Genomic DNA, 12,697 nt, shown 5'->3' on the forward strand with positions numbered 1-12,697 from the left:
GGCCGCAGACAAGTAGATATACCGGCTGAAGCAGGATACCGAGCAATGAGTAAGCCTCTGTTCATTCTGCGAGACCCTCTCAAGTGCTCGGGTTGCCGCCTCTGCGAAGTCGCCTGCTCCCTCAGGCACGAGGGCACGGTGTGGCCGGAGGCCAGCAGGATAAAAGTATTCGAGCTATTCCCCGGTGTCGACGTGCCGCACACCTGCGCGCAGTGCAGGGACTACCCCTGCGTTAAAGCCTGCGGGTACGGGGCTCTCAAGCCCGACGAGAGAACGGGCGCCGTGCTTGTAGACGCGGAGAAGTGCGTGAGCTGTGGGGAGTGCGTGAAAGCGTGCCCTGGCAAGGTGATGAGGCTGCACCCAGCTACCCGAAAGGCGATGGTGTGCGACCTCTGCGGGGGAGATCCGGAGTGCGTGAAGGTTTGCGTCGAGGCAGGCTTCAACGCCCTGACGGTTATCCCCTACGAGAGCGTCACCCTCCACGTCTACTCCATCGTGCCGGACGAGGTTTCGCGGAGGCTTTACGAGACGCTTTTCGGCGAGTAGGTGGAGGGCATGCAGCTGTACGGCTACCACGGGAGGCTCCTCGAAGTGGATCTCTCCAGGGAGAGGAGCAGGGAAGTAGAGATCGAGCCCGAGATCCTGGAGCAGTACGTGGGCGGTAGGGGGCTGGCCTCCTACCTGCTTTGGAGGGAGCTCGGCGGCAGCTGGCGCGAGGTGGACCCGCTGGGCCCCGAGAACTTGCTGCTCCTCCTCACGGGCCCGCTGACCGGCTACTACCCTGGCGTGAAGCTGGCGGTTTCGGGGAAAAGCCCCCAGAGTAATGGGATCGTTGGGTCGGTTCTGTCCAGCGAGGTTGCAATAGAGCTGAAGGCTGCCGGTTACGACGGCCTCGTGGTGAGGGGACGGGCCAGCAGCCCTGTCTACGTGTACGTCGAGGGGGACAGGGTTGAAATCAGGGAGGCGGCGCACCTCTGGGGGCTGGGCGGCAGGGAGACTTTCCGGAAGCTGATGGAGGAGCTCTGGGGCGAGCTGAAGAGGCGGCGCCTAGCCAGGGAGGGGTTGACGAAGGAGCCTTCGTTCGTGTACATCGGCCCCGCCGGCGAGAACAGGGTTAGGACCGCTGCCGTCATGGCGAAAATCGCCCACGCGGCAGGCTACGGGGGTTACGGGGCGGTTATGGGGAGCAAGAACCTGAAAGCTGTTGCTGTGAAGGGCTTCGGCCCCATGCCGAGGGCGAAGAGGCCCGAGCTCGTGAAGATTCTCCTGCGCGAGGCCTGGAGGAGGCTCGTGAGGCGCACGGGCTTCAGGCAGTGGGGGACGGGGAGCGGAGGGTACTACTTCGCTTCAGTGACTAGCAGCGAGCCTGTCAGGAACTGGCAGGAGGAGTGGCACGCGAACCGGGCTTTCGGCCCGCAGAACTTTGAAGCTCACTGGGTGAAGAGGTACTGGGGCGATTACGGCTGCCCTACGACCTGCATGAAAATCTCTGCTATACGCTCCGGGGCGCACCGCGGCGCGCTCACGGACGCTCCCGACTACGAGATGCAAGCTTACCTCGGGGCGAACCTCGGGGTTCTCGAGCCCAAGGCGTGCATCTACCTCTCCAGCTTAGCCGACGAGCTCGGCCTCTGCGGTATACAGACGGGCAACGTGGCCGGCTTCGCCGCGGAGCTGTTCCAGAGGGGGATCTTGACGCGGGAGGATATCGGCTTCGACCTCCGCTGGGGTGACGCTAAAGCGTTCGCTAAGCTGCTGGAGATGATTGCGCGTAGGGAGGGGATCGGGGACGTGCTCGCCGAGGGGACTTACCGCGCAGCGCTGAGGATCTCGAAGGAGAAGGGTGTGGATGCTCTCCAGTACGCGGTGGTCTCCAAGGCCATCGGGGTGGGCGCCCACGGGGTAAGGAGCGCGAAAGACTTCCTTCCCGACTTCTCGTACGCAGTCTGCGTGCAGGGTGGGGACCACACCTCAGCGCCAACGGGCTTGAGAGGCTACAAGAGCGAAGTCTCCTCCGCGTTCGACGACTCCGCTGTCATCTGCTCGTTCAACAGCATCCGGGAGCTAGCCTTCCCCCTCCTCCAGGCTGTAACCGGCTTCGACATCGATGAGGAGCGTTGGTCGAGGGAGCATGGCCGCAGAATCCTGACGATCCAGCGCGTGGCGCTCCTCGAGGGGGGCCCAGACCTCCGCTGGAGGCCTGGACTCGACGACGACCTTCCGCCGCGCTTCTACGAGCCCCTGCCCTCCGGGCCCTTCCGGGGCCGCGCCGCGAACCGCGAGGAAGTTGCCGCGAAGAGAAAAGAGTACTTCCTCTCTCTCGGCTGGGACGAGCAGGGGATCCCGCGGGACGAGACGCTGGAGGAGCTGGGCCTCGGCTTCCTCAAGCCAGCTGTCTCGAGGCTCAGAAGCGAGCTAGAACACGGAAGCTAGCCTGCCCCCGTCGACCGGGATCATCGCTCCGTTTATGTAAGCCGCGTAGTCGCTGGCGAGGAAAGCCGCAAGGTAGCCGACCTCCTCGGGCCTTCCGAGCCTCCCCGAAGGGATTCCGGAGGCGAGGCGCTTCAAAGCTTCTTCCCGGCCCACCCCTTCCCTCTCCTGGATGTCCCTGGCAATCTCCTCCACTCTCGAGGTGTGGATGATGCCCGGCATGATCCCGTTGGCGGTCACCCCGTAGCTTCCAACTTCTTTAGCGAGCGTTCGCACGAGGCCGGCGATCCCGATCCTAACCACGTTGCTGAGGACTAGGTTGGGGATAGGCTCCTTGATCGCTACGCTGGCAAGGTAGATCAAGCGGCCCCATCTCCGCTCAATCATCGCCGGGAGGAGCTCCCTCGTGAGGTAGACTGCGGGCACGAGGAGCAGCCTGTACGCCTGATCCCAGTCCTCAATGTTCAGCTCAAGGAAGTAGCCGGGTCTCGGCCCCCCGGTCGAGTAGAAGAAAATGTCGGGCCCGCCTCTGTCCTTCGCTTCGCGCGATAGCCTCTCAAGGTCTGCACGCGACGTCAAGTCGCCGGGCACTGCCATAACGTCCCTCCCGGTCTCCGAGGAGATCCTCCTTCGCGCTTCCTCGAGCCGGTCGCGGTCACGCGAGTTGATTACAAGGTCGGCACCGCACTCCGCGAGAACTCGGGCGACTCCGAAGCCGATCCCCCTGGAAGCTGCGGTGACGAGCGCTAGCTTACCCTTCAGGTTGATTACCAGCGGCACAGGAGAAGAAGTGCAGAAGTCGAGTAATATACTCTTCCGCCGAGCGTGAAGCAGAGGACCCTGCCGGCGCTCACCGGGAAGCCAGCCCGCTCAGCCTCTCCTCTGCGTGCTTCCTCGCCGCCTCCACGAGCTCCTCAGGCCCCAGCTCCTCGTCCGCTAGCCCCTCCGGCTTTTCCGCGAGGCTCACGAGCCCCACTCGAGGGACTCCGAGCGCGCGAGTGGTCTGCGCTGAGTCCTCGGGGGCTGGTGAAGCGTCAAAATAATGGACTATACCTTAATTTTCGCTTTACGCTGTCAAAACATTTAAGTCTTGCAACAGCGATGTTGCCTGTGCCGCGGTTCGAGCGTAACGGGCAGCTTGCGCGAATCCTAGAGGAAGCTGGGAGAATCCTCAGCAGCGGGTACGTTGAGTGGCCACCTCGCGGTAACCGTGAAGTTGTTGAAGAAGCGTTGAGGATGCTCGGCTGCAGAATCCCGGACCGCGCTGGAGCTTTCCCGCTGGAGGAGCTCGGCTTTTTCAGCGGGATCTCGCCGTCGCCTCTGCGGGTTTTCGAGAGCACTGAGGAGCTCCTCTACAGGAACTGGCCCACTCCCCTCGTTAAGCTGAGGTCCCTGTCGGGAGAGGGTGTAAGCGCGTGGGCTAAGCTGGAGTTCTACAACCCCTTCAGCATGAGCGTGAAGGATAGGATCGGGTGGTCCATGGTCACCGAGTACCTGGCTCGAAACCCCGGTGCTAACGTGGTTCTCTACGAGGCAACCAGCACGAACACTGGCATGGCGCTCGCAGCTATGGCGGCGGTGAAGAACCTTAAGGTGAAGCTGTACCTTCCGGCTACTATCCAGAAGGCATCCGACATCCTGCTCACCGTCATGGGGGCTGAAGTCTACAGGAAGCCGAAAGCGCTGACAGTAGAGTTCATCGAGGAGGTGGATGAGGAGGCGAGGAAGGCTGGCGGTGCGCACTTAAACCAGTTCGAAAATGACGCGAACTTCAGAGTGCACCTCCAGTATACGGCTAAAGAGCTCGACCTGCAGGCGAGAAGCGTGCCCCTGGACTTGAAAGGGATCGTGGGAGGTCTCGGAACCTCGGGCCACATGTCCGCGATAGCTCTCTACTTCAAGAGCAGATACAGCGGCAGAGTGAGGATTTACGGGGTCCAGCCGGCGCCAGGCACCGCGATACCGGGTATCCGGCGCATCGAGACAGGGATGAAGTGGGTTCACTACGTGGACTTTGACACCGTGGTCGACGTCTCGCCTGACGAGGCTGTAGAGCACGCTATACGCGTCGCCAGGAGCGAGGGGCTGCTCATCGGCTTGAGCAGCGGCGCCGTCACGGCAGCTTTCGAGAAGCTGAGAAGAGAAAAGCTTCTCGAAAAAGGCGACTACGTGCTAGTGTACCCTGACCACGGCTTCAAATACGTGGAGCAGTTCGCAGAGTACCTGTCCAGGAAAACAGTAATCGGCGAGCAGCAGCAATACCGCACTTGAGGGGAGGGCAGGCATTCGCTCTCCTACGTCAGAGGTTGTGCGCTAAGAGCTTCATGCCCGCGGAGAACAACCTTAGACTAGTAGGCTTGCTCAGCGTCGGAGCAGGGCAAGAACCACGAGCCAAATCTAGAGTTGTAGCCTGGCTGGAAGCGGAGCAGTCGCAGCAAGGGAGTGCTGGAATGCCGGGGTGGAAAGCTGGGAGAGAGTGCCGCTGGCCTCAGCCTCGTTTATCGCTGGAAGCTGGTGCGCTGGTTGCCACGCTTCCCCTCACTGTGAGGGAAAAGAGGGAACCTGGAGGCGGGGCTGGCTATCAGCGTGCAAGGAGCCTGTTTACACCCTAGCGAGCCTGCCTGCAGGGAAGATACTCGTGCTGCTTCTCGACACGCCAGTCGGCTTAGCTTTTTACGTGGAGAGAAGCCTTCATGAGGTGCTGGTGGTCCGCACCGTCGAAGGCGTACTAGAGCACTCACCCGGTCCAGTGATCAGCCTAGCCTCAGTAAATCTTTACACTTAATACCTGTACACCCGGCTGCCGTTAAGGAGATGAAGCGCGCTTGCTTCAAATTCGTGTGATAAATTGGTGTGTATTGGCTAGGACAGTTAACGATATATCCAACGGCTAGATTGCACAGTAGGGGCAGCAGGTATGGCACTTGCAGCTGTAAAGCCCCCTTCATACACGGAACTGTTTGAGCGTAACCTAGGGGTGCTTACGGAGAAGGATCAAGAGCGGGTGCGAGAAGCTCGAGTTATGATAGTTGGCGCAGGTGGGATGGGCGGGGCCCTAGCCATACTGCTTGCCAGGACAGGGTTCACCAGGTTCCTTATCGTCGACCCGGAGGTGTATGAAGCTTCCAACATGAATAGGCAGATTTGCTGCTTCATCGACACCCTGGGGAAGCCTAAAGTTGAGGTGCTTAAGCAGGAGATCTTGAGGATCAACCCCGAGGCCGAGGTGAGTGTTCTTCAGAAGGCTTTATCTCTAGAGGAAGTAAAGCAGCTCATTATAGAGTGGAAGCCGGACGTTATTGCTGCTGAAGCTGATGACGTCGCGTATAGCGCGAAGGTGATACGGATAGCTACTCAGATGGGTATCTACGCGATCACCGGCATGCCTTCAGGGCTCATGGGCTACGTCATGGCTTTCCCACCATTCACGAAGCACACTCCTGAAGGGCTCTTTGGCCTGCCTGAGAACCTCAGCTATAAGGAGCTCCACGACACCGTTGAAACCTGGGAGAATAGATGCGGCCGCAGGTGGTACATTCACAAAGGCAAGTGGAGGGTTCCGTACTGGGATGAGTGGAGGTACGGGAAGAGGCCTATAACTCAGCTTGCACCGATGGTGTGGTTCACAGCTTGTGTGACAGCAATTGAGATCTTAAAATACATTGTAGGTAAGTGGAAGCTCATCACAGCCCCTCACGTCTGGCTCCTAGACCCCGCGGACGGCAAAATCAAAGTTCGGAAGTACGCTGAGGGTAGGCTCTTCAACAAGTACGCTCTCAAAGCCTTTTCGATCAAACCCTTCGACATAGGCAGGAGGTGGAGGCGAGCAGCACTGAAAATACTCTCATATCAGCTTAAGATGTGGGAGCGTAAGCAGCTGAAGGAAGACGCAGAGGCAGAGCGCCGCTACCAGGAGCGCCTCAGAGCTAAGGAGGAAGGGTTAAAGAAAAGCCTTCACGAGATCAGCGAGAAATAGGTAGTAGTAGATAATACCGAGGTAGAAGCCCGCCAGGAACCACCAGGCTCTCTTTTCGCCCGAACCCGCTCTCCAGTGCATTTTAAAGGGGCAGCCCCCAGCCCTCATCGAGAAGTAGCCGAGAATGATTCCGCCGATGAAAGAGAACATTGCGTGAGGTAGAGTCAGCGCGCTCGGTGCTACTGGTCTCCCGAGCAAGACTACAGCCAGGTACGCGGCCAGCGAGCCTAGAAAAACTGCAGCAAGCGTGCTTTCCTCAAGGAAGCCTTTCAAGTCGTAGCGCAGCTGCACAGCTACGATGCGCGGCGCTACGAGGAACTTCCTCAGCGGTGTTACGAAACAGACCTGGTATCTCTTGCCAAAGTACCCGGCAAGCAGCCCTACCGCGAGCGAAACTATTGGAACCACTACTCCCTCCACAGGAGCACCCCGACAACCACACCGGCTAGCACGGCTAAAGCCCCGGGATCCATCCACGCGAGAAGCATGACCGCTCTGGCTTGGCACGCGCCGGCTAATAGTGCTCCTAGAGCTACCGAAAAACCCGTAAGCATGCTGTCTAGCAAGCCTCTCTCCCCGCTCTCACCAGCAGTACTTGAGCTCTGTCTACGGGAAGCTAGAAAGGAGCCGAGCAGAATGCCTACCGGTGTGAGGAAGAGACCGAACGTGAAGTAGCTGAAGCCTAGAGCTTTGAGAAACCAGTTAACCATGTCGCGAGCATGGCATACTATACAGATGCCGTAAGCTCTGGGAAGCCAGCTGCAATCGAGCAGTACGCAGATTGCTAAGTTTGGCAGAAAACCCAGTACAGCAGCTTTGACGAGGAAGCGCCCCACACCCATAAGGAGTCACTTCTTCAGGAGTATCACTAGGTATTGGTAGAGAGGAACTAGCTGCTCGCTGCAAGCGCTCTGCTGAGCAGCCCCGACGGCTGTTGCATTGAAGAAGTATCTCCCCGGAGTTGGCTCCACCGTATCGATAGGCAGCATCTCCCAAATCGTTTTCCGCTCACCCGGCTCCAGCCTAACTCTCACGAGTGCTTCTGATACGTGGGTGTTTAGCTGCGCGTCCCAGCCGTCGATCCTCAAAAAGCCATCGAAGGGGGAGCGGTCCGGGTTCCACAGAGTCAGCGTGACGTTGAACTGAGTGCCTTTGCAGTGAACCAGACTAACCTCAGCGCTAATGCTTTCGACAACTATGTTGGCGCTGGGGCTGCGGAGCACAGCGGGAACTTTCACCTGTGTGAGTAGCACAGGTACAGCAAGCGCGGCAAGCGCGAAAACCAGTATACCTCTCACACTCTATCTAAGGCTTACAGCATGTATTTAAGGATGTACATATGCCCATACCGATGCCCGACTACGTTAGATGGGTTCTCGCGGTGATACTTGCCGCATCAACAGTGCTACTATACTTCTCCGCAACGCTCGAGTGGTGGGTTATGGAGGTTCACGACCTTCATTCAAACAGGTGGAGCTGGCTTCACATATACGCGTATGGGCTCGTGCACAATATGAGCGAATTACGGCAATTCGTCACCAGGCACGAGACCCCTCCACCCCTCATGGCGGCTGCGCAGGCTTTCACTATGGGCTTAGTTGTCCTCACGGGGGCCGCCGCCGTCCTCGTAGCCTTAAGGAAGGGGTGGGTTTGGAAGATTACCCTATCTATAGGGCTCGTGTACCTATTCTACTCTCTCGCCTTCATCCCGGTATTGGAGGAGGGTACGCGCACCGCCCCGAGGCCGGTTCCCATGCAGGGAGACATCATAGAGTTCATGTACGAGTACACGGTAAGGATCATCACGTACTTCGCGCCGGGCTACTATCTTGCGGTTGCGAGCAGCATCCTTCTCATAGCTCTCTCGCTAGTGCTGTTATGGTGGTCTAGGCGTGCTGCCCCGGCAGGCTCGCAACCTTAACATCGCCACCTCAGTGTACTATGAAGTCCTGGTGGTGAGAAATTTGGAAGTGGCCAGCAAGTACGGCATCCTCGATGTGAAACCTTCCCAGTGGAGGGGCCTACGCACTTGGCGGTACAAGTTGGCAGACGCACCTGGAGCTTACGAGCTCGTGCTGTGGGATCAGCGTAGAGGGGCGCTCAAGCCGGAGAAGCCTGTTATGACTCCTTACGGAGAGCCTGCGGTGCTAGAGTTTGATGAAGCTGTTTTCCTAATAAGGTATTACCCGCACCCGAGTGAGCCTTGCTTTGAAGATTTCTCCGTAGAGGAGCAAGCTTTACGGCTGAGCGAGATTTTCGAGAATGGGTCAGCTTCTTTCCCCGCTGAGGGCTTTGAAGATAGGTTGAGCGAACTTCACTTCAACGTCGGCTTGATGATGCTCGCAGCCGGAGTATTTCACAGCGCGGTTAGGCTATCGCTGATGTCACAGGAGCGCTTCGTCAGCATCGCTGAGGAGGGTGTAGAGCTGCTGGGAAAACAGCTCGTTGAGCCGGGAGGCACAGATAGGAACGTAGCGGGGTGGCAGCTCTCCTGGAAGCTCTTCTCGAAAGTCGCGAAAGTTTACGTGGAGCAGCTAGGCAAGCCTTACGCGGTAGTTGAGCGGGTAGAGCCGGGCCGCATATGGATTTGCAGAGAATTAGGGTGCGTTGAAAACGAGTCAAACGACTACTTGTTGAGAACAGTGGAGGTCATCTTTATACCTGAAAAAGAGGACTTCGTTATTAACGCGATCGAGGAAAGCTTGAGGAAAATCGAGGAGGAGGTGGGCACTAGGCCCCCTCCCTCCGACGGGAAGCTGATCCCCTACATTCAAGTCCTCTGGAGAGAGGGAAAAGAGCTCCTGCGCTCTGAAGAACTTGCAGAGATACTTGACGTAGCATAGCCTCTTTCCGGAGGTTTCACCAGAAATTTAGCTATGTTAACCGTTATATATGTACAAATATAACAATATTTATTACTGGGTCAAGTATCAACCATACTTGCATGACGGAAGCAAAGCCTTCAGTTTCAAGGCGTGACTTCCTAAAAGGCCTTGCAGCAGGCATCGTCGCAGGAGCCGTCGTTGGAGGAGGAGGGGTGGCCGCCCTAGTTCCCTCTAGGGAGGTTGTTGTCGAGAAGGTTGTTGAGAAGCCGACGACCGTCGAGAAGCCTGTTGCACTCGTTCAGCCAACCGGCGTAAAACGGCCGACGATATTCCTTACGGAGTTCTTCACGGATATTCCGAGGCCAACAATAATTTGGAGGAGGCATGAGCTCTGCGCCGGAGACGAGCTTTGCGTCTGGGCTTGTAGTGTGGCGAAGGAGGGGAGGATTTGGCCTGAAGCTTCGAGGATTCGGATTTACCACTTTGCAGACCAGCTGGAGATTATCCACCTCTGCGCGTTTTGCAGAGAGTGGCAAGACCCTACAGGTGCGAAAACTCCACCACCATGCGTAGCTGCATGCCCTCAAGAAATCTTAAAAGTAAGTGAGAAAACCGGGGCAATCATCGTTACAGACATAGAGAAGTGTCTCGGCTCAAAGTGCGGAAAATGCTACGAAGCATGCCCTGCCAAATACCCCTACTTCCACCCCACAACAGACAAAGTACTAATCTGCGACCTCTGCGAAACAAGAAAAGACGACCCCGCAAAAGCCGGAATCCCCGCATGCGTAGAAGCATGCCCCACCGACGCACTAAAAATCATGGGCACTGTTGCTCACTCCGTGAAAACCTTCTCCCAGCCTCCTGAGGTGTTTGCTGCTTTGATTGCGAAGAAGTGGTATGGGCATTTGTTAAAGCCTGAAGAGGTGGAGTAGTATGCCGGGCGGTTATACAGGTAAGTTTGCTGAAATTGATTTAACGAGAGGCACTGTCAGGGAGGTCACCTTCCCCGAAGAAATCCTTAGAGACTACGTTGGCGGCAGGGCGCTAGGAGCATGGATTACCTGGCAAAGACTCAAAGACAAACCCTGGGAAACAGTCGACCCCCTAGGCCCCGACAACGTCCTCGTCGTTCTTACAGGGCCCGTAAACGGTCTGTACCCCGGTTCGAGGACATGCGTTACTGGTAAGAGTCCTCAGAGTAATGGGATTGTGGGTAGTAGTGCTGGGAGTTGGTTTGATGCTGCTTTGAAGATGGCTGGTTGGGATGGTTTGATTATTACTGGGCGTGCTACTTCGCCTGTGTACCTCTGGGTGTTTGACGATACGATTGAGATTCGTGATGCTTCGAAGTATTGGGGGAAGCGGGTTACTGAGTCGAGGAACGGGATTTTGAGGGAGTTGCGGAGTGAGCTTGACCGGAAGAGGCCGAGCCGGCACCACAGGCCTCCTGCTATTGCTTTGATTGGCCCTGCTGGGGAGAATAAGTGTAGGAATGCTGCAGTGATTTTCGACCAGGAGAAAGCTGCTGGGCGTGGGGGTTACGGCGCGGTAATGGGTAGTAAGAACCTGAAAGCTATTGCAGTGTACGGTACTAAACCCCTACCAGAACCAGCAGACAAAACAGCCTGGAAAACACTCTTCGATGCTCTCGTGGCGAGGAACATACAGAGATACGAAGCCTATAGGCGCTGGGGTACAGCGAGAGGTCTCTGGCAGTTCGGCTGGTGGACCGCCAGCCTATGTATCAGGAACTGGCAGGACGAGTGGCACGAGAGGTTAGAGGCTGGCCCTCACATGTACGAGCACGGCCTTTGGGTCAGAGTCTTCTGGTCTAGGTGCTGGGGCTGCGTCCAGCATTGCTACAAGACTGCGGTGGTTGTTGAGCCGGGGAAGCATGAGAGACTGGTAAGCGAGCTTCCAGACTACGAGAACCAGGCCACGCAGGGCTCGATAGGCGACATCTGGGACCCTGACGAGATATGCAAGAACACTACGCTGTGTAACGAGCTTGGTTTTGATACGATTGGTATTGGGAATACAGTGGCTTTTGCTTTCGAGCTTTACGAGAAGGGGATTTTAACTAGGGAGGATACTGGTGGGCTTGAGTTGAAGTGGGGTGATGCGAATGCTTGGAGAGCTTTCCACGAAATGATTGCCGCAAGGAAAGGAATTGGTGCTGTTTTCGCTGAAGGACAGTATAGAGCGGCACTTGAAATTGCAAGGAGGAAGAACCTCCCACCCGAGAAAGTCCTCTACTACGCAATCCAGTGCAAAGGAATCGAGTGGGGAGCACACGGCATAAGAAGCACACTCGACTACACTCGCTGGACAATCACTTACGCAGTTAGCGTACAAGGAGGAGACCACACCTCCATCGCCAGCCCCAGACTCGAAGACTTCGAGCGAGGACCGATCATCAACGACACTGCAATGTTCTGCTCCTTCACCGCGCCCCCGATAGACCACGCTGCGATGTGGCTGACTGCTGTGACGGGCTGGAGCTACTCCGTAGATACGCTGAACACTATTGCTCTCAGAACTATTATGATTCAGCGTGCGGCTTTGCTGCTTGGTGGGCCGGATGTGAGGTGGTACGATGAGGCTACTGGGAGGGCGATTGACGAGAATCCTGGAAGAATGAGGGAAGAACCACTACCTTCAGGGCCTGTGAAAGGCAGGAAAGTTGACCCCGCTACTTTCCAGGCTGAGTTGAAGACATACTACGAGACTCACGGCTACGATGAGAAAGGTATACCGAAGTCTGAAGTCCTCCTCGCACTCGGCCTCAAAGACGTCGACGACGCACTCAAAAAACTCAGAAAGTAAATTAGAGAAAAACTAAATTAGAAAAACAAATATATTTTTCTATATATTGTGGGATTGCTATGAGCCTAACGCGCAGGGAGTTCGCGGCATTTATCGCGAAGTTCGCCGTGCTCACAGGCATCGCAGCTGCTATACCCGCAGCCGCTTCTACCCCTCTAAACTACAGGAGGCCGCCCGGAGCTGTCGAGGAGCCGGTGTTCAAGATTGTTTGCGTGCGCTGTGGCCGCTGTGTGAGCGTGTGCCCCCAGAAGATCGTCAGGCAGGTGTCTCCGCTAGAAAACCTAGCCTCTGCTGGTACACCGGTTCTTGTGGAGAATGGGGTCTGCGCCCTCGACTTTGAATGCGATAAAGTTTGCCCCACAGGTGCACTGCAGCTGCTGCCGAAAGAAAAAGCGAAAATGGGCACTGCTACCATAGAGAGGGATAAGTGCATAGGCTGCGGTATCTGCATTAAAGTATGTATGCCGATAGTGGAGGCGATCAGCTGGGAAGACCCGAAGAAGAAAGACAAAGCAGTTGTCGACCCTGCGAAGTGCCTAGGCTGCGGCGCGTGCGTGCCCGAGTGCCCTGTAGAAGCGATCAGCCTGTCCCCCGAGGGGGCGTATAGGCCCCAGTTCCGGTGGCCGAGTAGGTGATA

The 12,697-nt window shown here is 57.0% G+C and carries 13 protein-coding genes; 9 read left to right on the forward strand and 4 right to left on the reverse strand.

Features of this window, described 5'->3' with window-relative positions:
* Positions 1-45: 45 nt before the first annotated feature.
* Positions 46-546, forward strand: coding sequence for a 4Fe-4S dicluster domain-containing protein (locus tag QXU72_04250; protein ID MEM0494471.1), 501 nt, complete (start codon positions 46-48; stop codon positions 544-546).
* A 9-nt stretch (positions 547-555) separates the two neighbouring features.
* Positions 556-2,433, forward strand: coding sequence for an aldehyde ferredoxin oxidoreductase C-terminal domain-containing protein (locus QXU72_04255; GenBank protein MEM0494472.1), 1,878 nt, complete (start codon positions 556-558; stop codon positions 2,431-2,433).
* Here QXU72_04255 and QXU72_04260 read toward each other — a convergent pair.
* Positions 2,416-3,210: an SDR family oxidoreductase gene (locus QXU72_04260; GenBank protein ID MEM0494473.1), complete on the reverse strand. Its 795-nt coding sequence runs from the start codon at positions 3,208-3,210 to the stop codon at positions 2,416-2,418. The genes QXU72_04255 and QXU72_04260 overlap by 18 nt on opposite strands.
* 330 nt (positions 3,211-3,540) lie before the next feature.
* Between QXU72_04260 and QXU72_04265 the strand changes: the two genes are divergently transcribed.
* A complete protein-coding gene (locus QXU72_04265; protein ID MEM0494474.1) occupies positions 3,541-4,701 on the forward strand; it encodes a pyridoxal-phosphate dependent enzyme in 1,161 nt (386 codons plus the stop codon).
* Between the two features lie 646 nt (positions 4,702-5,347).
* Entirely contained in the window at positions 5,348-6,406 is a 1,059-nt protein-coding gene (locus QXU72_04270; protein MEM0494475.1) for a ThiF family adenylyltransferase, read from the forward strand.
* Here QXU72_04270 and QXU72_04275 read toward each other — a convergent pair.
* Genes QXU72_04275 through QXU72_04285 form a run of 3 tightly spaced genes read right to left on the reverse strand, consistent with a single transcriptional unit; the run spans position 6,371 to position 7,704 of the window.
* Complete coding sequence (locus QXU72_04275) at positions 6,371-6,826, reverse strand: YeeE/YedE thiosulfate transporter family protein (protein ID MEM0494476.1); 456 nt, start codon at positions 6,824-6,826, stop codon at positions 6,371-6,373. The two genes, QXU72_04270 and QXU72_04275, sit on opposite strands and share 36 nt — an antisense overlap.
* Positions 6,814-7,248 carry a hypothetical protein gene (locus QXU72_04280; GenBank protein ID MEM0494477.1) on the reverse strand — a complete coding sequence of 145 codons (435 nt, stop codon included), beginning with the start codon at positions 7,246-7,248 and terminating at the stop codon, positions 6,814-6,816. Before QXU72_04280 ends, QXU72_04275 begins: the two co-directional genes overlap by 13 nt.
* A gap of 6 nt (positions 7,249-7,254) precedes the next feature.
* Entirely contained in the window at positions 7,255-7,704 is a 450-nt protein-coding gene (locus tag QXU72_04285; protein ID MEM0494478.1) for a hypothetical protein, read from the reverse strand.
* Between the two features lie 53 nt (positions 7,705-7,757).
* On the opposite strand from QXU72_04285, the gene QXU72_04290 reads away from it, so the two are divergent.
* From QXU72_04290 to QXU72_04310, 5 genes are all read left to right on the forward strand, one after another.
* On the forward strand, positions 7,758-8,327 hold the full coding sequence (locus QXU72_04290; GenBank protein ID MEM0494479.1) for a hypothetical protein: 570 nt from the start codon (positions 7,758-7,760) through the stop codon (positions 8,325-8,327).
* Positions 8,299-9,249, forward strand: coding sequence for a hypothetical protein (locus tag QXU72_04295; GenBank protein MEM0494480.1), 951 nt, complete (start codon positions 8,299-8,301; stop codon positions 9,247-9,249). The genes QXU72_04290 and QXU72_04295 overlap by 29 nt, the downstream gene beginning before the upstream one ends.
* Before the next feature lie 101 nt (positions 9,250-9,350).
* Complete coding sequence (locus QXU72_04300) at positions 9,351-10,166, forward strand: 4Fe-4S dicluster domain-containing protein (protein MEM0494481.1); 816 nt, start codon at positions 9,351-9,353, stop codon at positions 10,164-10,166.
* A 1-nt stretch (position 10,167) separates the two neighbouring features.
* On the forward strand, positions 10,168-12,060 hold the full coding sequence (locus QXU72_04305) for an aldehyde ferredoxin oxidoreductase C-terminal domain-containing protein (GenBank protein MEM0494482.1): 1,893 nt from the start codon (positions 10,168-10,170) through the stop codon (positions 12,058-12,060).
* A 59-nt stretch (positions 12,061-12,119) separates the two neighbouring features.
* Complete coding sequence (locus QXU72_04310; protein ID MEM0494483.1) at positions 12,120-12,695, forward strand: 4Fe-4S binding protein; 576 nt, start codon at positions 12,120-12,122, stop codon at positions 12,693-12,695.
* Positions 12,696-12,697 lie beyond the last annotated feature (2 nt).

Origin of the sequence: Thermofilum sp., assembly GCA_038741495.1 — an archaeon.
In the GTDB taxonomy this organism is placed as follows: domain Archaea; phylum Thermoproteota; class Thermoprotei; order Thermofilales; family Thermofilaceae; genus Thermofilum.